Origin of the sequence: Actinoallomurus sp. CA-150999, from assembly GCF_050942425.1 — a bacterium.
Classification (GTDB): domain Bacteria; phylum Actinomycetota; class Actinomycetes; order Streptosporangiales; family Streptosporangiaceae; genus Actinoallomurus.
In genome coordinates this window covers 9009150-9032519 of sequence record NZ_CP192063.1, presented here as the reverse complement: position 1 = coordinate 9032519, position 23370 = coordinate 9009150, and the positions used below count along the sequence as shown (strand labels likewise).

Annotated in this window: 16 protein-coding genes; 6 read left to right on the top strand and 10 right to left on the bottom strand. The window is 69.4% G+C overall.

The window, feature by feature from the left end; genetic code table 11:
- Positions 1-24: 24 nt before the first annotated feature.
- Genes ACQP2O_RS41760 through ACQP2O_RS41745 form a run of 4 tightly spaced genes read left to right on the top strand, consistent with a single transcriptional unit; the run spans position 25 to position 4764 of the window.
- On the top strand, positions 25-1113 hold the full coding sequence (locus tag ACQP2O_RS41760) for a mandelate racemase/muconate lactonizing enzyme family protein (protein ID WP_433174735.1): 1089 nt from the start codon (positions 25-27) through the stop codon (positions 1111-1113).
- Complete coding sequence (locus ACQP2O_RS41755; protein ID WP_433174734.1) at positions 1110-2195, top strand: ABC transporter permease; 1086 nt, start codon at positions 1110-1112, stop codon at positions 2193-2195. Before ACQP2O_RS41760 ends, ACQP2O_RS41755 begins: the two co-directional genes overlap by 4 nt.
- Positions 2192-3217 carry an ABC transporter permease gene (locus ACQP2O_RS41750; protein ID WP_433174733.1) on the top strand — a complete coding sequence of 342 codons (1026 nt, stop codon included), beginning with the start codon at positions 2192-2194 and terminating at the stop codon, positions 3215-3217. The genes ACQP2O_RS41755 and ACQP2O_RS41750 overlap by 4 nt, the downstream gene beginning before the upstream one ends.
- The gene (locus tag ACQP2O_RS41745; protein WP_433174732.1) at positions 3214-4764 is read left to right on the top strand and encodes a sugar ABC transporter ATP-binding protein; all 1551 of its coding nucleotides are present in this window, start codon (positions 3214-3216) and stop codon (positions 4762-4764) included. The genes ACQP2O_RS41750 and ACQP2O_RS41745 overlap by 4 nt, the downstream gene beginning before the upstream one ends.
- Positions 4765-4934: 170 nt before the next feature.
- Here ACQP2O_RS41745 and ACQP2O_RS41740 read toward each other — a convergent pair whose 3' ends face one another.
- The gene (locus tag ACQP2O_RS41740; protein ID WP_433174731.1) at positions 4935-5588 is read right to left on the bottom strand and encodes a DUF6928 family protein; all 654 of its coding nucleotides are present in this window, start codon (positions 5586-5588) and stop codon (positions 4935-4937) included.
- Between the two features lie 114 nt (positions 5589-5702).
- Here ACQP2O_RS41740 and ACQP2O_RS41735 point away from each other — a divergent pair, with 114 nt between their 5' ends.
- Complete coding sequence (locus tag ACQP2O_RS41735) at positions 5703-6296, top strand: hypothetical protein (RefSeq protein ID WP_433174730.1); 594 nt, start codon at positions 5703-5705, stop codon at positions 6294-6296.
- Positions 6297-6388: 92 nt separating this feature from the next.
- On the opposite strand, the gene ACQP2O_RS41730 is transcribed toward ACQP2O_RS41735, so the two are convergent.
- From ACQP2O_RS41730 to ACQP2O_RS41715, 4 genes are all read right to left on the bottom strand, one after another.
- Positions 6389-7630 (bottom strand): ATP-binding protein, encoded by a 1242-nt coding sequence (locus ACQP2O_RS41730; protein ID WP_433174729.1) that lies wholly within the window; start codon positions 7628-7630, stop codon positions 6389-6391.
- A 183-nt stretch (positions 7631-7813) separates the two neighbouring features.
- Entirely contained in the window at positions 7814-9316 is a 1503-nt protein-coding gene (locus tag ACQP2O_RS41725) for an alpha-L-fucosidase (RefSeq protein WP_433174728.1), read from the bottom strand.
- Between the two features lie 60 nt (positions 9317-9376).
- Positions 9377-12253: a beta-galactosidase gene (locus ACQP2O_RS41720; protein ID WP_433174727.1), complete on the bottom strand. Its 2877-nt coding sequence runs from the start codon at positions 12251-12253 to the stop codon at positions 9377-9379.
- Complete coding sequence (locus tag ACQP2O_RS41715) at positions 12250-14694, bottom strand: glycoside hydrolase family 2 TIM barrel-domain containing protein (protein WP_433174726.1); 2445 nt, start codon at positions 14692-14694, stop codon at positions 12250-12252. Before ACQP2O_RS41715 ends, ACQP2O_RS41720 begins: the two co-directional genes overlap by 4 nt.
- A gap of 12 nt (positions 14695-14706) precedes the next feature.
- Here ACQP2O_RS41715 and ACQP2O_RS41710 point away from each other — a divergent pair, with 12 nt between their 5' ends.
- Entirely contained in the window at positions 14707-14880 is a 174-nt protein-coding gene (locus tag ACQP2O_RS41710) for a hypothetical protein (RefSeq protein ID WP_433174725.1), read from the top strand.
- Here ACQP2O_RS41710 and ACQP2O_RS41705 read toward each other — a convergent pair.
- The 5 genes from ACQP2O_RS41705 to ACQP2O_RS41685 all read right to left on the bottom strand — a co-directional run bounded on the left by ACQP2O_RS41705 (position 14829) and on the right by ACQP2O_RS41685 (position 23327).
- Entirely contained in the window at positions 14829-17789 is a 2961-nt protein-coding gene (locus tag ACQP2O_RS41705) for a glycoside hydrolase family 3 C-terminal domain-containing protein (RefSeq protein ID WP_433174724.1), read from the bottom strand. The genes ACQP2O_RS41710 and ACQP2O_RS41705 overlap by 52 nt on opposite strands.
- A gap of 64 nt (positions 17790-17853) precedes the next feature.
- Entirely contained in the window at positions 17854-19191 is a 1338-nt protein-coding gene (locus tag ACQP2O_RS41700; protein WP_433174723.1) for a GH1 family beta-glucosidase, read from the bottom strand.
- Complete coding sequence (gene yicI / locus ACQP2O_RS41695; protein WP_433174722.1) at positions 19188-21500, bottom strand: alpha-xylosidase; 2313 nt, start codon at positions 21498-21500, stop codon at positions 19188-19190. Before yicI ends, ACQP2O_RS41700 begins: the two co-directional genes overlap by 4 nt.
- Before the next feature lie 16 nt (positions 21501-21516).
- The gene (locus ACQP2O_RS41690) at positions 21517-22383 is read right to left on the bottom strand and encodes a carbohydrate ABC transporter permease (protein ID WP_433174721.1); all 867 of its coding nucleotides are present in this window, start codon (positions 22381-22383) and stop codon (positions 21517-21519) included.
- A complete protein-coding gene (locus ACQP2O_RS41685; protein WP_433174720.1) occupies positions 22380-23327 on the bottom strand; it encodes a carbohydrate ABC transporter permease in 948 nt (315 codons plus the stop codon). The genes ACQP2O_RS41690 and ACQP2O_RS41685 overlap by 4 nt, the downstream gene beginning before the upstream one ends.
- Positions 23328-23370 lie beyond the last annotated feature (43 nt).

Below are 23370 nucleotides of genomic sequence, written 5' to 3'. Positions count from 1 at the left end.
ATGTGCCCACGGAGGGAGACCAGCGTGACCAAGATCGTCGAAGCGACCGCCTTCCTGGTCGACGTGGAGGTCGAGACGGAGCGCACCGACGCGGTGCAGGCGTTCCTCAAGCAGGAGACCGTCTTCGTCGAACTGACCACCGATGACGGGAACACCGGGCTCGGCTACTCGTACACGATCGGCACCGGCGGCAGTGCCGTGCTGGCGATGCTGCGGGAGCATCTCCTGCCTCGCCTGCCGGGGCGGGACGCCCGGGAGATCGAGTACCTCTGGCATGACCTGTTCGCCTCCACCCGGGCCACCACGGTGGGGGCGATCACCTCGCTGGCCCTCGCGGCGGTGGACACCGCGCTGTGGGATCTGCGGTGTAGCCGGGCCGGTGAGCCGTTGTGGCGGGTGGCCGGCGGGTTCCGCCCGCAGGTGCCGCTGTACGACACCGAGGGCGGCTGGCTGCACCTGTCCACCGACGACCTCGTCACCGGCGCGCTCGCCTCCCAGGCCGCCGGCTGGTCGGGCATCAAGGTGAAGGTGGGCAAGCCCCGGATCGAGCAGGACGTCGAACGGCTGCGGGCGGTGCGCGACGCCGTCGGCCCCGGGCTGGACCTCATGGTCGACGCCAACCAGTCGATGACCCGTGCCGAGGCGCGCCGCCGCGCCGCCGCGTTCGAGCCGATCAGCCTGGCCTGGTTCGAGGAGCCGCTTCCCGCCGACGACGTCGAGGGCCACGTGGCGCTCGCCCGTTCGACCTCCATCCCGGTCGCCGTCGGCGAGTCCCTCTACTCGATGGCTCACTTCCGCGACTACCTCGCTCGCGGCGCGGCCTCCATCATCCAGGTCGACGTGGCTCGCATCGGCGGGATCACCCCCTGGCTGAAGGTCGCCCACCTCGCGGAGACCTTCAACGTCGACGTCTGCCCGCACTTCCTGATGGAACTGCACGTCAGCCTCGTCGCCGCGGTGCCCAACGGACGCTACGTCGAGCACATCCCGCAACTGCGCGCCCTCACCCACGACGAACTGCGCATCCAGAACGGCCACGCCATCGCCCCTGACACGCCGGGACTGGGCATCGCCTGGAACCGCGACGCGATGGCCGACAGGAGAACGGCATGACCACCTCGTCGACCCACGAGACCGAGCACGACCGGCCGGACGGCCCGGCGGCGGAGCAGGCGATGCCCGCCCGCCGGCTGACGGCAGGAGCGTCCCAGCGGATCGGGCTCCTGGTGGCGATCGCGGCTCTCGTGGTCTTCTTCGGTTCCGCCCGGAGCTCGTTCTACAACCAGCAGTTCAGCATCTTCCCGCTGTTGCAGGACATCGCCATCTTCACCGTGGTCGGACTGTCGCAGATGGCCGCGCTGTCGATCGGTCACATGAATCTGGCGGTCGGACGCATGGCCGCCTTCTCCGCGATGTTCATGGGCCTGGCCTACCAGGAGTGGCATCTCCCGCTGTACGCGGGACTGGCCGTCGGTCTGTTCGCCGGCGCCGCCATCGGAGCCCTGACCGGCTGGGTGATCAGCACGACCGGGGTGAACTCGTTCGTGGTCACCCTGGCGATGGACTTCGCGCTGCTGGGCCTGGTCTCGTTGGTCTACTCCCAGTTCACCACCGCCGCGGCGTTCACCGCGAAGCCCGCCGGCATGGAGGGGCTGCGCACGTACTCGCTGGCGGACCTCTGCGCGGGCCCCGTCTGCGGCTCGCCGGCGGTGCCGCAGATCCTGCTGTTCACGGTCGTCGCGATGCTGCTGGTCGGCTACCTGTACGCCAGGAGCCGGACCGGCCGCGAACTGCTCCTCGTCGGTTCGAACATCACCGCGGCCCGGCTGTCGGGCATCCCGGCCGGGCGGCGGGTCGTGTTCGCGCACGCGCTGTCCGGGACGCTCGCCGCCCTCGCGGGCTTCATGCTCGCCGCCACGAGCGGCTCCTTCACCGCGGGCATCGGCGCGGAGTTCATGATCCCCTCCTTCCTCGGCCCGGTCCTCGGCGGCACCCTGCTCACCGGCGGTGGCGTCTCCGTGATCGGGACCCTGCTCGGCACCTCTCTCGTCCAGGTGATCCATCAAGGGCTCACCACCATGGGCATCGGCCTGGAGAGCCTGAACATCTACCTCGGCGTGATCCTGCTGCTCGCGCTGTCCACCGACCGCATCAGGTCTCTGGTCGTCACGCGAAGGGCGGCGACGGCCCGATGAACGCCTCCGCCCTCGCGCGGTTCGCCCGCTCCACCGAGATGACGCTGCTCGTCGTCGGCGTGCTGGGATCCGTGGCTCTCGTGGCCGGCTCCCACGGCAGCCTGCTGCACGGCAACGCCATCCGCGGCGTTCTGACGTATCTCACCGTCCCCGTCCTCATCGGGCTGGCCCAGCTCGTGGTGCTGGCGGTCGGCCAGATGAATCTGTCGGTCGGCGCGCTCGGCGGCTTCCTGGCGGTGGCCATCGCCGTGCTCATGGCCGACCACGGCGTGCCCGCCCCGGTCGCGATCCTGATCGCGCTGGCCGCCGGCACTCTGCTCGGCGCGGCCAACGGACTGCTGGTCGTGGCCACCCGGATCAACGGGTTCATCGTCACCCTGGCGACGATGACGATCCTGGGCGGCCTGCAGTACCGGCTCGCCGGCACGCGCACGATCGACCTCGGCTCGTCCGGCCTCACCCGGTTCGGCGACATGTCGGTGCTGAACATCCCGGTGATCTTCTTGCTCGCGCTGGCCATCGCCGGGCTGCTGGCCTTCTTCCTGCGCCGAGTGCCGACCGGACGCCGCATGCTGGCCAGCGGCGGCAACCCCCTGGCCGCGCGGCTGTCGGGTATCTCCAACGACCGCAGCCTCATCGTGGCGCACGCCCTGTCGGGGCTGATCACCGGCATCGCCGCCGTCCTCACCGTCGCCTCGGCTCCCGGAGTCAACAAGAGCATCGGCGGAGACTGGCTGCTGCCCAGCTTCGCCGCCCCCATCATCGGTGGCGCGGCGCTGGCCGGCGGCTCGGTCTCCGTGCTCGGCGCCGTGCTCGCCGCGTTCATCGTCCGTCTTGTGGACGTCGCGCGTGCGCAGTACTCACTCGACCCGAGCTGGGTCAACTTCACCGTAGGGGCCATCGTCCTCGGCACCGTCGTCATCGGCCGGATCCGGCAGGCGCGGCAGGCCAGGAGCACGCCACGACGATCCGGCGACACCACAGGGGACAGGTACGTACCAACGGCCAGGAGCACATCGTGACCGACAACGCCGACACCCCACCGGCCCTTCTCGCGGACCGGCTCGTCAAGACCTTCCCCGGCGTACGGGCGCTGGACGGTGCCACCCTGCGCATGGAGTCCGGATCGGTGCACGCGCTGCTCGGCGAGAACGGCGCCGGGAAGTCGACCCTCATCAAGGTCGTGACCGGGCTCTATCGGCCGGACGGCGGCGGCCTCGCGGTCCAGGGGCGGCCGACCGTCTTCTCCTCCCCGCACGACGCGGTACGGGCCGGGATCTCCGTGGTCCACCAGGAGCGCAACGTGATCCCCGAGTTCTCCGTCGCCGAGAACATCACCCTGCGGCAGATCCCGGTACGAGGCCGCCTGGTGGACCGCGACCAGATGCGCCGGCAGGCCCGCCGATGCCTGGACCTCCTCGACGTGGAGCTGGACGTCGACGCCCCGGTGAAGACGCTCTCACCCGCGCAGATCCAGTTGGTCGAGATCGCCAAAGCACTCTCGACCGACAGCAGGGTGCTGTTGCTGGACGAGCCGACCTCGGCGCTCACCCTCCAGGAGACGGAACGACTCCTGGAGGTCATCGGGCGCCTGCGGGACCAGGGCACCGCGGTCCTGCTCGTCAGCCACAAGCTGGAGGAGGTCTTCGCCGTCTGCGACACCGTCACGGTGCTACGCGACGGCGCCTCCGTACTCGAGGCGGCACCGGTCGCCGAATACACCAGGGACGAGATCGTCGGCCTCATGGTGGGCCGCAGCCACACCAGCGACGCCTTCACCCCGCGTACGGTCGACCCCGACGGCCCGCCAGCGCTGGAACTGGACGCGATCTCCACCGCCACCGGCCACCGGAACATCTCCCTCGACGTACGCCGCGGGGAGATCGTGGGCCTCTACGGGCTCGTCGGCGCGGGGCGTACCGAACTGGCCAAGGCACTGCTGGGCCTGGATCGAGTGGTCTCCGGAACGATCCGGGTGCACGGCGAGCCGGCCCGCATCCACGACGTGGGCCAGGCCCTGGGCCGCTACCGCATCGGCTACGTGCCGGAGAACCGCAAAGAGGAGGGGCTCTTCCTCGACCAGCCACTGACCAGGAACATCGCCGTCACCGTATGGGCCCGGATCCGGCGAGCCCTCGGGTACATCCCGCCGCACCGCGAGCAGGACCTCGTACGGGAGTACACCGAACGGCTCGGCATCCGGTCCGCCGGCCCCCGGCAGCTCGCCGGCCAACTCTCCGGCGGCAACCAGCAGAAGGTCAGCCTCGCCAAGTGGCTCGCCGCCAAGACCGAGATCCTCATCATCGACGAGCCCACCGTCGGCATCGACATCCGGACCAAGGCCGCCTTCCACCAGCTGATCTGGCGACTGGCCGCGGACGGGCTCGCCATCCTGCTGATCACCAGCGACCTCTCGGAGATGATCACTCTCGCGGATCGCATCACGGTGATGCGCGACTTCGAGATCGCCGGCGGCGTACCCAACACCCATGAGTACGAGCCGATGAGCCAGGCCGTCATCCGGCTCATCCACGGCGCCGCACCCGGCCCCGCGGTGGGGACGAGGTGAACGCCGTGCCACCGCGGGTCCGCACCAGCCCCACGCGGTTCTACATGGTTCCCGGCCTCTTAGCGTCCGAAAATATCGGCGTGTGCGGCAGCGGAGCCCACGGCGACGAAGCTGGCCGTGATGGCGCTGCTTGCTTGTCCTGCCCTGGCGCTCCCGCCGAGCACGATGGATCAGTGGCTTGCGCTGGAGCCGATCGCAAAGCCCATGAGCACGATGTCCTCCAAATTCGGATCGTCGTCGTGGTAGAGACCCTCGTAGTTGAAGCCGAAGAGGGCACGCAGAGCACCCTCCGCCAGATCCAGCGGGTGGAACGGGAATGGATACGGAGGCAGGCGCTCATCTTCGTCGTCATCGATGTCGAGAGGGTGCTCACCGGCCCAGTACGGCTCTTCGAAGGCCATGGGCATACCGATGCGCTCCATGATCCCGTGATCGGGGGCCAGGCTGAGGGAACGCCGGAGAGCCCCGTCGCCTTCCCAGACGGCATAGGCGAACCAGTCGACCACACTGTGCATCGCGTGCAGGTAGACCGTTCGTCCGGCTGCCTCTTCCAGAAACCGTGGGTCGAGTGCTGATGGCCGGTCCAACGCGACCTCGCCGCTGCAGACGATGGTGAGCTCGGCGAAACAACCGGCGTAGACCTGGTGGTCGGGTGGATTGGCCTGCTCGGAGAGCGTGCCGTCCCCGATCCAGGAGACGTGCCGGCCGGGATGGAGCCGTTCCACCAATGCCGCAGTGGCGCCACGGTCGATGGGAGGCGTCGACTGCAGAATCGGCCTGACCTCTGCGTCCGCGTACATCAACATCCAGTCCTTAGCACCCATCAGCGGCCCCCTTCAGCGTCGTTACGCGCACACGCTATGCACCGCCACCGACAACTCGCCGATCACGTCGATCCTGGATCCGCAGGCCGTGTTCGGGACCGTGATACGGGACCAATGCAGGACTCATGGGCGCACGTCGGTCGACTTTGGACCAACGGTGAACCGTATCTCGCTGTCGACGCCGCGCTTCGCGATGCATGGCACGGTTTCAGCAAGGACGAGTTCGATCAGGTCGTCGAACTCGGCTGGCAGGACACGAGCATCCCTGTCGGCGTCGGAAGAGCAGTCATCGTTGGAGGCGACGGCGTCGTTCGTGACGACAGCTGGATCGAGGTCTTCGAGGCGACAAGCGGCCCCGTGGCATTGGTGCAGGCTGCCGGCTCGGACTATCCGGATGTCCTGGCCAGAGCGCTCAGCTACCCGGACGCTGAAGATGAGGACGGTGACACGCTCAACGTGCGCAGTGGCGAACTTGCTACCTTCAGCGCCGCGGTCGACGGCGCCGGGCAGCACTCAATGCCCCTGCTCGCTGCGAGGTCTGGACCGGTACCGCCCGTCCACGGCCCACCGTCTCGCGAGGAGGATTCGGGCCTCCTGTTCTCAACCGAGCACTCCGCGTACAAGCTCAAGATTCGCTGGTACACCGAACTGGGCGAAGACAGCTGCTTCGCGCGGTGGCTCCTCATTCCAGTCCAGGCCAACGACTGAACAGCGATCCAGGAGACAATTCCGCGCGCGGAGGACGGTGAGTAAAGAGCGAGAGCGGCCGCGGGGGTTCACCTGCGCCGTACGTAAAATGCTCATGCCCAGAGGGTGCAGATCGGCGCGGCTGTTATGCGGTCGCCGAGCTCGTAGATGTGCCTGCCCGTATGCAGGACGAGCCCATGGACGAAGCGGTCTCCCAACTCGTCCCGTAGCCATGCGAGGTGCCGCCCCGAGTCGCGGTTGGGGCCGGTGGATGCCTTGACCTCGATCCCGATGACACGATGCCCCGCGAGCTCGATGAGGATGTCGATCTCGCGCCGTCCTCCTTCTTGGCGCAAATGGTGCATGCGGGGTCGGTGATCGCTGACGGCGAGTTCGGCACGGAGTTGTTCTGCCACGAAGGTGTCGATGAGCCTGCCAAGCAGATCAGGGTCCCGAAGTACGGTCTCCGTGTCCGCGCCTACGGCCGCACCCAGCAGCGCCGCGTCGATCAGGTACCGCTTGGGGCCCTGGGCCAGCCGCTTCAGCCGGTTGCTGAACCAGGCCGGCACGACATCGAGGACGAAGACGTTGCTGAGCAGGTTTTCGTAGGCGTTCGCCGTTTTGATGTTGATCCCGGCCGCTCGATACAGGGTCGCGCTGTCGACGACGCCGGCGGTGTTGAGCGCGAGGGCTTCGAAGAACCGGCGCAGCCGTTCTGGATCCCGTCGGGGCTCGACGGCGGCTACATCCCGGGTGAGCAGTTGCTGCACATAGCTGTCGAACCAACGCCGACGACCACGTGCCGACAGTCGCAGGGCCGGCTCCGGGAAGGTGCCGCTGAGAGCCAGGTCGACGTAGTCGCGAGTGTCCGGACAGGACTCGGGAAGCCGGAGGTCCAAGGAGCCGGGGCGAACGATGCGGTCGATGAACGGCTTCTCGGTCGCGTCTCCGAACCGCTCGCGTGCCGTCAGCCCGGTCATCCGGACGTGGATCACTCGACCCGTACCTGGCCACGTGTGGGCATCCAATTCGGCGCGTACCGAGCCCGTGAGGATGTAACGGCCAGGTCTGGGATCGGCGTCGACATTGCGCTTCACCGCACCGAGAACCTCGGGGGCCTCTTGCCATTCGTCCAGAAGCACGGGCTCGGGCAGGCCGCGCAGCGCCGCGTCGGGGTCGATCCGGAACACCGTCGCGTCTCCGGGCCGATCAAGGTGGACGACGGAGGCCGCATGCCTCAGTGCCGTGGTGGTCTTACCGGCTGCGCGAGGTCCGATCAGCGAGACGGCAGGTACCTCGGTCATGAGTTCGGCAATGAGCGGATCGACGATCCGCGCTAGGTAGGTGGCCTCCACGGCTCATACGGTACCGGTCTCATGCAAAGGTCAGTACCTATCTCATGCGTCGTACAGTACCGATTTCATGCACCTCCTAGTACCGCTTTCATGCGCAGGGTTGCTTTTCTTCCACAGGCTGAGCCGTCCCACCCGGTGATCCTGGAAGTGGGACGGCTCGTTTCCGCCTGGGGGCCGGAGCCCTCAGGCGGGGCGGGGGCGGCGGTCGGTGCCGCCGCAGTCGAACTGGCCGGCGATGGCGGCGCCACCGCCGACGGCGGACAGGGCCTCCACCCGGACGTAGCGGGCGGTCGTCGGCTTGAAGCGGGTGTGCTTCAGGGCGTGGTCGGCGGCCCAGGTGCCCTTCGCGACCGGCCTGAAGGTCGTGCCGTCGACGCTGACGGAGACGCGGTAGGCGGTGATGTTGCCGGCGGTGACGAACTCGTCGAACGAGTACGGGGTCGCCGTGTCCTGCCGGGGCAGGTAGGTGAGCGTGTCCAGGCCCACGTAGCGGCGCCCCAGGTCCAGGGTGATCGCCTGTGGCAGCCGGTCCGTGGTCGTCCAGAGGGTCTGGTCGGCCTGGCCGTTCCAGCCGTAGTCGCTGTGGCCGTCGACGGCTTTGGCGGCGTCGCCGCTGGTCGCGGTGGCCGAGACCGGCGTGACCAGGTGGCGTACGACGTCCGGCTGGGCGGGCAGCGGTGGGCGGGAGAGGTTCGGTCGCCAGCGCTTCCCGACGTCCTTCAACACGGTGACGACGGTGTCGTCGAGGAGGCCGTCGGTGTTGGGCGGGCAGTTGAGGATGAAGGTCGCGTACCGCGGCTCCAACACTTTGAGATGGCCGTCGACGATCTGGTCGGTCGTCAGCAGGTTCGACGGGGTCGACGGGTGCCAGAACCAGCCGGACGGCGAGATGGTCTGGCCCTGGGAGGCGGCGTAGGTGTTGCCGGGCGGGCAGAAGACGCCGCCCTTCGGCTCTTCGAAGAACAGCAGCTCCGAGTGCCAGGGCACGGTGAGCCCGTTGAGGTCGAGGACGAGGCAGTCGGGCTGGATCGAGGCGACGTGCTCGCGGATCTCGGAGAACGGCAGTGACTGCTGGCCGAACGCCCAGTGCCACGCCCACCCGTCGAAGATCAGGACCGGGATCCGCCCGTACCGGGTGAGCAGTTCGGTGAGCTGGTTCTTGACGAACTCGATGTTCGCCCGGGTGATCGGCGGGTGGTCGTCGAAGCCGGACGGCCCGACGCCGTTGGTGCGGTCCCAGATCGAGAAGTACAGGCAGGGCGTGACGCCGCGGGAGCGGAAGGCGTCCATGTACTCGCGCACGATGTCGCGCTTGACCGGGCTGCTGGCGACGGAGTACTTCGTGTACTTCGACGGCCACAGGCAGAAGCCGTCGTGGTGTTTAGCGGTGAGCACCGCGAACCGCATCCCGGCGGCCTTGGCGGCGTCGGCCCACTGGCCGCAGTCCAGCTTCGCCGGGTTGAAGGACATCGGGTCCTGCTTCGGGTCCACCCACTCGGCGTCGTGGAAGGTGCCCATGTTGAAGTGCAGGAACATGCCGAAGCGCCAGTCGACGAAGCGGCGCTGCAGCGCGTAGCGGTTGCCGACAGGGGTGGCCGAGGCGGCGGTCAGGGGGAGGGCGGCCGCTCCGGCCGCCGTGGCGGTGGCGGCCAGGAAGGCGCGTCTGCTCGGGATCTGCGAGGTCATCGGTCGATTCCCTTTCCGGGTCCGTGGCCGGGCGGCGGCCCGGCCACGGACCCGTGGAGATCAGCGGGGGGAGGGGGAGGGAACGTCGGACACCGGCACGCCGCCGCGCTCGTTGTCGAGCGCGACCAGGCTCACCGGTGCGGGCGTCGCGTCGGTGCGGGCGACGACGGCGAGGGCGAGGGTGTTGCGGCCGTGCTGCCTCAGCAGGCCGGCGGGCAGCGTGAAGTCGGTCTGCGGGCCGATGTCGCCGCCGTACTGGCCGAGGTTCCAGCCGTTGAGGAAGATCTGGACGCGGTAGCCCTTGCCGACCGGGCCGCCGAAGCGCAGGACGATCGGCACGTCCTGGCCCTTCGGCAGGTCGAGGCGGAAGGAGGTGCGCTGCCAGGTCACGCCGGGCGCGACCTGGGAGGCGTTGCCCGCCGTCCAGGACCGGTTGTCGTAGGCGGGCAGGTGCCAGCCCGCGCGCTCGCCGTACAGGCCGCCGTTGTTCAGCGGGCCGCGCGTCCGGTCGACGAGGTTCTCACCTCCCGCAACACCCTGGATCTTCCAGGAGATCGGGGCGGTCGAGCCCTCGACGGACGCGCCGTACAGGCCGCGCGGCTGCTTGAACCGGTTGTCGTCGGCGATCCAGTCGTCGTTGTGGCCCTGGTTCTCCACGAGCACCGACAGGACGGCCGGCTGCCCGGCCTTCACCAGGCCCGCCGGGATCGTGAAGTCACCGCGACCCGGGTCGGGGTTGACCGGCGAGTCGGAGTCGGCCTGGACGCCGCCCATGGCCGAGCCGAGGTACCGGCCGTTCAGCCAGACGAGGTAGGAGCCGCGCTTGCCGGTGAAGGCGTTCAGCGACACCTTCGTCTCCCCGCCGGTGCCGGTGAACCGTCCGCGATACCACACGTCGCCGTAGTGGTAGCCGTAGTCGTCGGCGTACAGCACGGTCGGGGTCTTCGGCTTCAGCGGGCTCTCGGTCGTCGTCTTGCTCGCGCTCACCCAGCCGGAGTCGTCGAAGCCGGGCTGCGCCTCGGGCGCCTCCGTCTTCGACCGCCAGCCGGTCAGCGCGGGCAGGTGGACGGCCTCCGGGCCGGGCAGCGTGCCCAGCAGCGACCCGCTCGCGGTCACCCGCGTCCGTACCGGCGAGCCGTTCACCACGAGGCGGCCGGCGTCGGCGAACACCTCGACGTCCTCGACCTTGGCGGTGTCGGCGCGCAGGTACGCGGTCGCCCCGGCCACGGTGGCGGAGCGGACGAGCGACGTGCCGCGCACGAGCGCCGGACCGGCCTGCCAGAACTTCGCCGCCTCGGCGTCGGTGCCGAGCAGGAGCAGCAGCGGGCGGCGTCCGCCGCCGCTGATCAGCACGCGGGCGAGCCCGGAGTGGGTGTAGTCGAGCCGGAGGTCACCTCCGGAGTACGACGACTTCACCGAACCGGCGAGGACCTGCACGGTCGGCTGGGAGGAGTAGCGCAGCACCGTGGAGCCCTGCGTGCCGTCGGTGCCGTACAGCACCGCGACGTCCCGTCCGCCGGCGGCCACATGCGTCATGAGCTCGGAGTTCGACCAGACGAGCCGCTGGCCGCCCAGGTCGTACCCGGCGATCAGCACCTTGGCGTCCCGGCCCTTGACCCGTACCGGCACGGAGTAGTGGCCGTCCGGTGTGGTCCAGTCGAGCGTGGCCGAGTCGTCGGTGGTCGCCGCGTGGTCACTGTGCCGGACGAGCACGAACTGCGTGTGCGTGTCCGGGTTGGCCCGCGCGACCGTCTCGATCGCCTTGTCCGAGGACGCCGGAGCGGTGACCGGGTCGGTCTTCGTCAGCGGCGCGACCGAGGCAAGGAAGGAGTTCTGCCGCTTGAACTCGTCGTACTTGTCGCTCAGCAGCCGGTTCTCGGTGATCGCCGAGCCGTAGTCGTAGGAGGTGTAGACATCGTTCGGCTGGGCCAGCCAGCCCCAGTTGGTGCCTCCGAAGCCCATGTAGTAGTTGAACGCCGTCGCGCCGGACGCGATGAGGTTCGACTTGTAGAAGAACTTCATGAACTTCGGGCCGGTCAGCTCCCGGCACTTGTCCATGCCGGCGTTGTCCGGGTCGATCGAGCCGCCCTGGTACTCCGCGGCGAACACCGGGGTGTCGTCGCGCAGCCGCTCGGTCAGGCCCGCGCCCCACGGCCCCCAGCTCGTGTCGGCGTTGGCACAGTCGAAGCCCTGCGGGTAGTCGTCCACGCCCGGGATCTGCACCGCGCCCTGCCCCGACGCCCAGGTGGAGGTCCACGAGGCGGCGTCGCAACAGTCGTTGGTCATCGTCGGCACGTCGATGCCGTCGGCGCGCGCCTTCTTCTGGATGTCCTCCATGTACGCCGCGTCGGTGTTCATCGCATATTCGTTCTCGACGTTGTAGAGGATCACCGAGCCGCCGCGGGTGATCTGGTGCGGCGCGATGATCTTGTTGATGTGGCCGAGCCAGTCGCGGTACGCGGCGGTGTAGCCGGGTGAGCTGCTGCGGGCCCGTCCGGGCACGTTCTTCAGCCACGCGGGGAAGCCGCCGCCGGTGGTCTCGGCGTTGATGTACGGCCCCGGGCGCGCGATGACGTACAGCCCGGCCTGCTGGGCGACGGTCAGCAGGCGGTTCACGTCACGGACGCCGGTGAAGTCGTACACCCCGGCCTTGGGGGAGTGGTACGCCCAGTCGAAGTACAGCGAGACGGTGTTGAACCCGGCCGCCTTGTACTTCTCCAGCACGTCGCGCCACAGGTCGGGGCTGGGCAGCCGGTAGTAGTGGAACTCGGCGGACCGCAGCAGCACGCGCTGCCCGTCGATCGAGACGGAGTAGTGGTCGTACGTCACCCGGTGCCGGGGCGCGGCGGCGGCCGACGCGGCCGGGGGAGACGTGGGGAGGACGATCGCCAGAACCGTGGCGATCGCGGTGAACAGGGTCAACAGTCTGGCTCTCACTGGCCGGACCTCCGGGTGGCGGTGATGTGCGAGACGACGGCCTCCCCGGCCTGGGGGACGAACTCCAGGTCGAGTACGCCGTCGGTCACCTGGACGGTGAAGGTCTTGTGCAGGGGTGCCCTGACGCCGACCTCGGCGCGGACGTCGAGGCTCTTGATGACGCGCTGCCGTTCGGCGTTCACGTTGAAGACCCCCGAACGGTCCGGCTCGGCGAACGCCAGGTCGACGTCGTACGTGCCGTTCGCGACCGGGAAGCGGTAGGCGAAGGTGCCCTCGCGGTACGCCCGCCCGGCCGTACGGAGGACCCGGCCGTCGGACGCGTGCGGGTCGGTCGCGTCGGCGTCGACCGTGGTGGCGCCCGTGGAGGTGTCGAGCAGCCAGGTGACCCGGTCGGTCGTGCCGCCCGAACGCGCCTCGAGGACGTTCGCGCCCGGCTTGAGCGTCACACCGGACCAGGTCGCGATGTGGTCCTCCGGAGTCCGGCTGCCGAGCGGGACGCCGTTCAGCGACAGGCTCACCGAACGGGTGTCGGCGTACACCTTGACGTCCGTCGCCGGCGTGAAGCGCGGGGTGTCACGCCGCTGGGCGATGTGCACGACCGGCGCGGACGACCAGTTCGCCTGGTACCAGTAGTAGGCGTCCTTGGCGATCTTCCGGTCGGCGGTGACCAGGCCCTTGTCGTTCAGGCCCGGCCGGTCGCCCTCGTCACGGCCGTCCACGGCCGAGTCGAACATCTGCCAGACGAACGTCCCCCACAGGTAGGTGCGGCTCCGCAACTGCCGCCAGTTCTCCTCGTGATACAGCGCCTGCCACTCCTCGGGATGGAAGTGGCTCGCCGGAACCGGAGCGGCCGGGTCCGTCTGCTGCTCGACCACGCTCGCGCCCGCGCCGTACTCGCTGACCGCGATCTTCCGCGCCGGGTCCTGGGCGTGCAGCCCGTCGGCCCACGGCCCGATGTCGGAGAACGACCCGCCGTACCAGCCGAAGTAGCGGTTGTAGCCGATCGTCGCCGAGTGGTTCGCGATCGGGTCGGTGTCGGAGAAGCAGCAGGTCGCGTACGTCGACGGCCGGGACGGATCCTCGGCCCGCACCGTCGCCGCGAGGTCGCCGAGCAGCCGGTTCGCGTCGGCGCTGCTGGTGTACAGCTCGTTGCCGATGCCCCACACCGCCACGGCGGCGTGCTGCTCGTTCTGCCGGATCAGCTCGAGCAGTTGCTGCCGCGCGTTGGCGAAGAAGGCGTCGGAGACGGTGATCGAGGCGAGGTTCGGGATCTCGGTCCACAGAACGATGCCACGCCGGTCCGCGAGGTCGTAGATCCGCTGCCCGTGCTGGTAGTGGACCAGCCGGACGCCGGTCGCGCCGAGCCGGTCGATCAGGCCGAAGTCCTGGTCGACGTCCGAGGCGCTCATCGCCGAGCCCTCGCCCGCCCGCATGCCGTGCAGGTCGACCCCGTGCACGGCGTACGGCCGCCCGTTCAGCAGGAAGCCGCGGTTCGCGTCGACGGCGACCGTGCGGATGCCGAGCGGGACGGTGACGACGTCGGTGTGCCCGCCGTAGGACACCTCGGCGCGGGCCGTGTACAGGTACGGGTCCGGCCGGCCGTTCCAGAGGTGGGGCTCGGTCACCGAGGCGTTCTGCACGACCGGGACCACGGCGCCGGGCCCGACGTCGACGTGGCCGGAGGCCGTGGCGACCGTGCGGTGCGCGGCGTCGGTGATCACCGTGCGGACCTTCGCCCGGACCGGTTCCGCCGTGTCGTTGGCGACCCGGGTGGTGACGGCCAGGTTCGCGGAGGCCGCGCGGACGGTGCCCATACCGTTGACGGTCTGCCGCACGTAGACGCCGGGGCCTCCGTAGTCGAGCGCGTCGACGTGCACGGGGCCGGTCACCAGCAGGTGGACGTCGCGGGTCAGCCCGCCGAACACCGTGAAGTCACCGCCGAGCGGCAGCACGTCCGCGTTGGTGGAGTTGTCGACCCGCACCGCGACGGTCGCGTCGGTCCCCGGCGCGGCCAGCCCGGTGACGTCGAAGCGGAACGCCGCGTACCCGCCGGCGTGGTGCCCGGCCTTACGGCCGTTCACCCACACGTCGCTGACGATCGTCGCGCCGTCGAACTGGAGGAAGACACGGCCGGCGGGGATCCGCACGGTGCGGCGGTACCAGCCGGGGCCGCGGTAGTAGTCGTTGCCGCCGTCCTCGCCGTCGCGGGCGTTCCACGTGTGCGGGACGGACACGGACTCCCAGCCGGAGTCGTCGTGGCCGGGCGCCTCCGCGCCGGCGACGTCGCCCTGGTGGAAGCGCCAGCCATGATCGAGGTCGACGACGGTACGGGCGGACGGTGCCGGGCCGACGGCCGCGTGAACAGGGGTGGCGAGCCCCAGGCAGAGGATGAGGACAGTGAAGAAGGCGGAGAGAAGTTTCGGATGAACTGGACGCACCATGGTGCTCCTGCGATGAGCGCCGGATCGGTCATCCCCCGATGGACGGGACGCCCCGCCCCGCGTTCCTGGGGCTGGGACGGGGCGCCCCCGCTGGTGGCGGCCGCCGCCGCGGACGGGACGGCGGCCGCGATCGCTTACTTCAGCGAGAAGGTGCTGACCCGCAGGTCGCCGTGGAACACCAGGTAGACGTCGTGGCGGCCCGTCGCGCCGTGCAGTGCGGCGGTCGTGGTCGTGTACTTGTAGACGTCTCCGGTGCTCGACACCGTCGCGGTGCCGGCGAGCGGGCCGGTGGGCGAGTCGAGACGGACCTCGATCGAGCCGTCGCCGGTGCTCGCCTTGGCGGCCGAGGCGGTGAAGGTCGACGCGCCCGAGCCGAGCGACGCGCCGGCGAACTCGACCCAGGTGCCGTCGGCCGCGCCGACCGCGTCCCCGCGCACCTTCGTCTCGTCGACGAGGCGCACGCCCTTGTAGTCGTCGAAGTCGACGGCGCGGGTCTGGGCGGCGAGGTTCCGCGCGGGGATGGTCTCGCCCTGGACGCGCACGCTGGACCGCTGCCGGATGTCGGCCGAGGACGAGCCGACGAGCACGTCGTACGCGCTCGTCTCCACGACGTTCTTGCCGCGGGTGACGTCCCAGTGCGCCAGGTCGGACACGTTGAACGTCAGCCGCGCCTTCGTGGTCTGCCCGGGGGCCAGGTGCACCCGCTGGAACGCGCGCAGCTGCTTGACCGGCTGCTTGTCGCGCGAGGTCCGCTGGTGGGTGTAGAGCTGGACGACCTCGTCACCGGCGCGCTTGCCGGTGTTGGTGACCTGGACGGTCGCGGTGACCTGCCCGCCCGCCTTGCTCACGTGCAGCCCGTCGTAGCGGAAGCTCGTGTACGACAGGCCGTAGCCGAACGGGTAGAGCGTCTGGCCCTTGTAGTACAGGTAGGTGCGGTCCGACTTGATGATGTCGTAGTCGAGGATGTCGGGCAGGCCGCTGTCCGAGCGGTACCAGGTCTGGGTGAGCCGCCCGGCCGGGTTGCTGTCGCCGAAGAGGGTGTCGGCGAGGGCGTGCCCGGTCTCCGCGCCCGCGTGCGTCGTCCACAGGATCGCCGGGACGTTCTCCTGCTCCCAGTTGAGCGTGGTCGGGTAGCTGTTCTCCACGACCAGGACCGTGTTCGGGTTGGCCGCCCGCACCGCCTTGATTAGGTTCTCCTGGCTCTCGGCGAGGGCCATCGTCGTACGGTCGTGCGCCTCCCGGCCGTTGATGAACGGCATGCTGCCGACCACGACGACCGCCGCGTCCGCGCCCTTGACGGCCTTGACCGCCTCGTCCGCGCCGCTGCTGATCGTGTCCTTGCTGAAGTGCGAGGCGTCGGCCTTCGTGGCGAGGACGAGCGTGCCGTCGTCGGAGGCCTTGAGGTACTTCTTGTCGCCGAACCAGGACTCGTCGGCCTCGTAGCCGGAGTAGCGGAGCAGGTAGCCGCCGTCGTCCTGCTTCTCCAGCGAGAACATCTGCTGGACGAACCAGCCGTTCGGCTGGTCCTGGTCGTTGACCATGGTGTCGCCCCAGTTGTACCGGCCGGCGTACTTGCCGTTGGCGACGCTGCGCAGGGTGAGCTTGCCCTGGCCCCAGTCGAACGCGTCGAACTGGGCCGTGGTGTCGGCGCTGGTGGCGCTCTCCTTCAGCGCGGCCCCGGACGCCCCGGTCCCGGCGGTGATGTACTTGCCGGTCTTGGTGTCCTTGAGGGCGATCCGGTCGGCCGCCTCGCTGTCGGTGACGGTGCCGCCCGCGCCGAGGCGCTGCTTGATCCCGTCGAGCGGGGTGACCTTGTACGGCAGGGAGCCGGAGTACCAGTCGGTGTAGAGGGTCTTCTCCAGCGGGCCGACCACCGCGACCTTCTTGGTCTTCGCGGCGTCCAGCGGCAGGGCGTTCCCGGAGTTCTTCAGCAGCACGGCGGCCTGGTCGGCGGTCTGCCGGGCCAGCGCCTGGTTGGCCGCGCTGTTGATGACCGACTTGCCGATCTTGGCGTACGGGCCGCCGTCGGGGTCGAAGTCGCCGAGCCGGACGCGCAGGCTCAGGATGTGCGACACGGCGGTGTCCAGGTCGGACTGCTTCAGCAGGCCCTGCGACAGCGCGGACTTGACCGCGGCGGTGGTCGGGCCGGCGTTGGTGTCGTCGACCGTGAAGCTGTCCAGGCCGGCCTTGATGAGCGCGGCGTCCGCCTCCGGCTGGGTGGCGTAGTACTTCTCGCTGCCGGTCAGGTTGTTCGGCGCGCCGGCGTCGGTGACGTTGAGCAGGTCACGCTTGGTCCATTTGCGGACTACGTCGTTCAGGTCGGGGTCGACGGTGTTGGGCCGGCCGTTGACCAGGTTGTACGACGCCATCACGCCCGTCGCCGCGTCCGCGGAGATGGCGGGGGAGAAGGCCTTCTCGTCGTACTCGTTCTTCACCCGGGGACGCAGGTCCGACGAGGTGGTGTCGCGGTTCACCTCGTTGTTGTTGGCCAGGTAGTGCTTGAGGACGGGCGCGGCCTTGAGGTGGTCCTTGTCGGGTCCCTCGATGCCGGAGCCGTACGCCGTGGAGATCGCACCGGTGAGGTACGGGTCCTCGGAGTAGCCCTCCTCGTTGCGGCCCCAGCGCGGGTCGCGCAGCAGGTTGACGACGGGCGCCCAGAGCTGGAGCCCCCACACGTCGGGGTTGACGGAGTTGAAGCCCCGCGCCTCGTCGCCGACGGCGGAGCCGACCTTCTTGATCAGCGCGGGGTTCCACGTCGAGGCCAGGCCGATGGCCTGCGGGAACACCGTGCCGTTCGCGGTGACGACGGCGCCGTTGTTGTGGATGTCGGTGGACCACGCGACGCCGTGCAGACCCTCGGTGCCGGTCTTGAACGGCTTGATCCCGAGCCGGGGGATGGCCGGCTCGTACTGGTGCAGCAGAGAGATCTTCTCGTCGACGGTCAGCCGTTTGAGCAGGTCGTCGACGCGGGTCTTGAGTGGCAGGCGGGGGTTCTGGAAGGGATAGGTCTCTTTGGCATGGGCCGGACCGGTCAGCCCGAGCGAGGCCACCATGGCCACGCCGAGCATCACGGATATCCGGGGTCGGAATCTCACTAGCTACGACCTCCTGTTAGTCGAAGCGCTTCGACAACGGTGCCCCCGAAGAACAGTGGTGGCCTTACGGCCGTGGACCCTCAGGCGAGTCCGCGATGACGTCGCGGTACCAGTGCGCGCTGTCCTTCCAGGTGCGCTTCTGGGCCGCGTAATCGACGTGCACGATGCCGAACCGCTTCGAATAGCCGTACGCCCACTCGAAGTTGTCCAGCAAGGACCAGACGAAGTAGCCGCGTACGTCCGCTCCGGCCTCGCGCGCCCGCCCGACCGCCGCGAAGTGGTCGCGCAGGTAGTCGATCCGGCGCTGGTCGCGCACCCGGCCGTCCGCGTCGACGCGGTCGTCGAACGCCGCGCCGTTCTCGGTGATCATCAGCGGGACGCCGGGGTGGTCGCGGTGCACTCGGAGCAGCAGCTCGGTCAGGCCGGTCGCGTCGATCGGCCAGCCCATCTCGGTGTACGGGCCCGGCTGCCGCACGAAGTCGATGTCGTCGCAGCCCACCCACGGCGACGCCGTGCCGTCGCCGTGCCCGTCCGTGGTGTCCCGGGAGGACACGCCGTCCCAGCGCCGGACGAGAGTGGGCGCGTAGTAGTTCACCCCGAGCACCTCGAGCGGCGCGTTGCAGGTCGCCTCGTCGCCGTCCTTGACGAACGACCAGTCGGTGATCTGCTCGGTGTCGTCGAGGAGGTCGGCGGGGTAGGCGCCGTCCAGCATCGGGCCGAGGAAGACGCGGTTGGCGACGGCGTCGACCTGGCGAACGGCGTCGGCGTCCTCGCCCCGGACGTGGTGCAGGTTGAGGGTGACCGACACGTTGCCGGGCAGGACGCGAGCGGCGAGGCCGTGCGCGAGGTTGAGGTGGTGCGCGGCGGTCAGCGCGGCGACCGGGTCGGTCCGGCCGGGCGCGTGCACGCCCGAGCCGTAGCCGAGGAACGCCGAGCACCACGGCTCGTTCAGCGTCGTCCACAGGTGGACGCGGTCGCCGAGCGCCGCGCCGATCCGCTCGGCGTACTCGGCGAACCGGTAGGCGGTGTCGCGGGCCGTCCACCCGCCGGCGTCCTCCAGCTCCTGGGGGAGGTCCCAGTGGTAGAGGGTGGCGACCGGCTTGATCCCGCGCTCGAGCAGCGCGTCGACGAGCCGGGAGTAGAAGTCGATCCCGCGCTGGTCGTGGATGCGCGGCCAGGCGATGGAGAAGCGGTACGCCCCCAGGCCGAGCTCCCGCATGATCTCGACGTCTTCCGGCCACCGGTGGTAGTGGTCGGCGGCCACGTCGCCGGTGTCGCCGTTCAGCACCCGGCCCGGCGTGTGGCTGTAGGTGTCCCAGATCGACGGCACCCGGCCGTCCTCGCGCGCCGCGCCCTCGATCTGGTACGAGGCCGTCGCGGCCCCCCACAAGAACTCAGTCATGCGATCCCCCCGATGGTGACGGTGTCTCCGCTGGCCTCGACGAGGAGGCCCTGGTCGTGCTCGGCGACCGTACCGCCCTGGACCTCGCCCGATCGGACGCCGACGAGCAGCACCCGCCAGGTCGTCGCGCCCTGGGCGGTGACCGTGACCGTGTCGCCGTCCCGCACCGTGGTGAAGGTCGCCGCGACCTCACCGGAGGTGTCCGGGACGTCGGTGGTGACCCGCGCGCCGTCCGGCAGCGCGTACGCGTGCAGGGTGACGCCGTCGGCGTAGTCGTAGTCGGGGCGGTCCTCGACCGCGCCCACCGGGACGACCGAACCGGGCCGGGCCAGCAGCGGGACGCTGAGGAAGTCGTGCCGCTCCCGTACCCAGCGCCCGCCGGCCACCGGCTCGCCGGTCAGGACGTGCGTCCAGGTTCCCTCGGGCACGTAGTAGGCGGTCTCGTCGTCGGCCGAGAACACCGGCGCGACCAGCAGGTCCCCGCCGAGCATGTACTGCCGGTCGAGGTGGCTCACGGCCGGGTCGTCGGGGAACTCCACGACCATCGGGCGCATCATCGGGACGCCCTCGCCGTACGTCTCCCGGGCCGCGCCCAGGATGTACGGCATGAGCCGCGCCTTGAGCTTCGTGAAGACGCGCAGGACGTCGACGGCCTCCTCGTCGAACAGCCACGGCACCCGGTAGGAGCCGCTGCCGTGCAGCCGGCTGTGCGAGGACAGCAGGCCGAACGCGATCCACCGCTTGAACAGCGCCGGGTCGGGGGTGCCCTCGAAGCCGCCGATGTCGTGGCTCCAGTAGCCGAACCCGGACATGCTCAACGACAGCCCGCCGCGCAGGTCCTCGGCCATCGCCTCGAACGTCGACTCGCAGTCGCCGCCCCAGTGCACCGGGAACGCCTGCGACCCGGCCGTCGCCGACCGGGCGAACACCACGGCCTCGCCCTCGCCCCGCCGCTTGCGCAGCAGCTCGAAGACGGTCTCGTTGTACAGGTACGTGTAGTAGTTGTGCATCCGCTCGGGGTCGGAGCCGTCGAAGTAGACGACGTCCGTGGGGATGCGCTCGCCGAAGTCGGTCTTGAAGCAGTCGACGCCCATGTCGAGCAGCGCGCCGAGCTTCGCGGCGTACCACTCGCGAGCCTCGGGGTTGGTGAAGTCCACCAGGCCCATGCCGGGCTGCCACTTGTCCCACTGCCACACGTCGCCGTTCGGCTTCTTGACGAGGAAGCCGCGGGCCCTGCCCTCCTCGAACAGCTTGGAACGCTGCGCGATGTACGGGTTGATCCAGACGCAGATCTTCAGGCCACGCGCCTTCAGCCGCCGCAGCATTCCTTCCGGGTCGGGGAACGTCCGCGGGTCCCACTCGAAGTCGCACCAGTGGAACTCGCGCATCCAGAAGCAGTCGAAGTGGAACACCGACAGCGGCAGGTCCCGCTCGGCCATGCCGTCGATGAAGCTGGAGACCGTCTCCTCGTCGTACGACGTGGTGAACGACGTGGACAGCCACAGCCCGTACGACCAGGCGGGCACCCGGGCCGGGCGGCCGGTCAGCGCGGTGTACTTGCGCAGGATGTCCTTCGGCGTCGGGCCGTAGATGACGAAGTAGCGCAGCGACTGGCCCGCGACGCTGAACTGCGTGCGCGTCACGACCTCCGACGCCACCTCGTACGACACGTGGCCGGGGTGGTCGACGAAGATGCCGTAGCCCGCGTCGGTCAGGTAGAACGGCACGTTCTTGTAGGACTGTTCGCTGGCGGTGCCGCCGTCGGCGTTCCAGACGTCGACGGTCTGGCCGTTCTTCACCAGCGGGCCGAAGCGCTCACCGAGCCCGTACACGTGGTGGCCGACGCCGAGGTCGAGCTGCTCGCGGATGTAGTGGCGGCCGTCGCCGGTCTCCATGATGGCGGTGGTCTTCTCGCTGCCGCCGGTGATGACCCGGCCGCCGGCGGAGAAGTCGACGCGCCAGGGCCCGGTGCGGGCGACCCGTACGGACAGCGCGCCGGAGGTCAGCGTGGCGGCCTCGTCGCCGACCGCGACGTCGATGGCGGCCTGCTCCTCGGTCAGCCGGAACCTCGGCTCGCGCGGCACCTCGCCGTCGAAGTGGGTGACCGTCACCCCGATGACGTCCGGCATGGGGGAGGTATAGGTCAGGGTGAGCTGCGGTCCTTTGAGCAGGTCGCCCCGGTGCCGGATGTGCTGGGTCGGCGCGTAGACGCTGAGCGAGTCGGGCGTGGCCTGTACATCGAGGACTTCGATCGGGTAGGAGGCCTGCACGCCGTCCTGCAGCATCCAGTAACCATCGGTGAACTTCAAAGAAGGTGTCCTTCTCTTACTTGACGGCACCGACGGTGATGCCGCGGGTGAGAGTGCGCTGGAAGATCAGGAAGAAGACGACCGCCGGGATGATGCCGAGCAGGGCGGACGCGCTGGTCATGGTCGCGTCCATGAGCTTCTGGCCCTGGAGCACGCCGAGCGCGACCGGCACCGTCTGGTTCTCGTTGGAGATCAGGAAGATCATCGGCAGGAAGAACTCGTTCCACGTCCAGATGAAGAAGAAGACGAACAGCACGCCGAGCGTCGGGCGGCTGATCGGCACGACGACGCGCCAAAGGATGCGGAACCGGCCCGCGCCGTCCATCCGCGCCGCCTCGAGGATCTCCCGTGGGAACGTCGACAGCACCGACGACAGCAGGTACGTGCCGAACGCGGTCTGGATCGCGGTGAAGATGATGATGACGCTCAGCCGCGTGTCGTACAGGCCGACCTTCTTCGAGATGAAGTACAGCGGGTAGACCAGCACCTCCTGCGGCATCGTGTTGGCCAGCAGGAACAGCACGAGGATCCACACCCGGCCCTTGATCCGGCCGATGCCGAGGGCGTAGGAGTTCAGCACCGAGAGGATCACCGCGAGCACGGCGACCGAGCCGCTGATGATCAGGCTGTTGACGAGCTTCGCGCCGAAGTCGACGCGCTCCCAGAAGTCCTTGATGCCCTGCAGGTAGAAGCCCTTCGGCACACTGAGCGGGCCGTGGCTCGAGTACTCGGCCGGGCTCTTGAACGCGTTGAACGTGATGATGACGAACGGCAGCAGCATCACGACCGCGAGCACGGCGAGCGACACGAGCACCGCCCAGGCGCCCGGTGTCCTGCGGTGCGCGGCCGGTCGGGGCCTACGCCCCGCGGCGATGGAGGTCATCGGTCCGCCTCCTCGGCCTTGTTCTGGCGGCTGATCAGCACCGCCATGACCACGACGATGATGAGCGTCAGCACGGTCGCGATCGCGGCGCCGTAGCCGACCTGGGTCTTCTCGAAGAAGTTCTGGTACGAGTAGTAGGCGGGCACGTTCGTCGCCCCGCCGGGCCCGCCCTTCGTCAGGATGAAGACCTTGTCGAAGCTCTTGATGGCGGCGACCGTGCAGGTCAGCAGCACCACGTAGATCTCCGGGCGGATCTGCGGGATCGTGATGTACCAGAACTTCCGCCACCACGACGCGCCGTCGATGTCGGCGGCCTCGTACAGCGAGGGGTCGACCCGCTGCAGGCCCGCCATGAAGACGACGAGCGGGAAGCCGATCTGCACCCAGACCAGCACGCCCATCACCGTGTAGAGCGCGAGCTTCGGGTCGCCCAGCCAGTCCTCCTGGAGCGACTTCAGGCCGACCGCCTTGAGGACCGCGTTGAGCGCGCCGTTGTCGGGGGCGAGGATCCAGGCCCACACGATGCCGGCCACCGCGAACGGCAGCACCTGCGGCAGGTAGATGCAGGCCCGCAGGATCGCGGTCGTGCGCGGGCCGAACCGCTTGGCGATGACGTCGAACAGCACGGACGCCAGGACCAGCCCGATCATCAACGGGAGGATCGCCATGGCGATGACGAGCGCGACGTTGTGCGCGAACGAGGACCAGAAGGCCCCGTCGGACATCAGCTTGGAGTAGTTGTCCAGCCCGACCCACTGCGGCGAGCCGATGCCGTCCCACTTGGTCAGGCTGAAGCCGATGTTCATCACGAACGGCACCAGGATGACGCCGATGAACAGGACCGTGCTGGGGATCAGGTAGACGGAGTAGGGCAGACCGCGGCGCGGCCGCCGGGCGGGCTTGTGCACGGCCTTCGCGGGCGGCGCGCTCAGGGTTTGAGTCATCGTGGTTCTCCGGTACGGGAGGCGGGCGGCCGTCGGGCCACCC

Bases quoted from the DNA above. Each gene is read 5' to 3' on its own strand.
- ACQP2O_RS41755 (WP_433174734.1), top strand. From the start codon at position 1,110: ATGACCACCTCGTCGACCCACGAGACCGAGCACGACCGGCCGGACGGC.
- ACQP2O_RS41750 (WP_433174733.1), top strand. From the start codon at position 2,192: ATGAACGCCTCCGCCCTCGCGCGGTTCGCCCGCTCCACCGAGATGACG.
- ACQP2O_RS41740 (WP_433174731.1), bottom strand. From the start codon at position 5,588: ATGGGTGCTAAGGACTGGATGTTGATGTACGCGGACGCAGAGGTCAGG.
- ACQP2O_RS41735 (WP_433174730.1), top strand. From the start codon at position 5,703: ATGCAGGACTCATGGGCGCACGTCGGTCGACTTTGGACCAACGGTGAA.
- ACQP2O_RS41725 (WP_433174728.1), bottom strand. From the start codon at position 9,316: ATGACCTCGCAGATCCCGAGCAGACGCGCCTTCCTGGCCGCCACCGCC.
- ACQP2O_RS41715 (WP_433174726.1), bottom strand. From the start codon at position 14,694: ATGGTGCGTCCAGTTCATCCGAAACTTCTCTCCGCCTTCTTCACTGTC.
- ACQP2O_RS41710 (WP_433174725.1), top strand. From the start codon at position 14,707: ATGAGCGCCGGATCGGTCATCCCCCGATGGACGGGACGCCCCGCCCCG.
- ACQP2O_RS41700 (WP_433174723.1), bottom strand. From the start codon at position 19,191: ATGACTGAGTTCTTGTGGGGGGCCGCGACGGCCTCGTACCAGATCGAG.
- ACQP2O_RS41690 (WP_433174721.1), bottom strand. From the start codon at position 22,383: ATGACCTCCATCGCCGCGGGGCGTAGGCCCCGACCGGCCGCGCACCGC.
- ACQP2O_RS41685 (WP_433174720.1), bottom strand. From the start codon at position 23,327: ATGACTCAAACCCTGAGCGCGCCGCCCGCGAAGGCCGTGCACAAGCCC.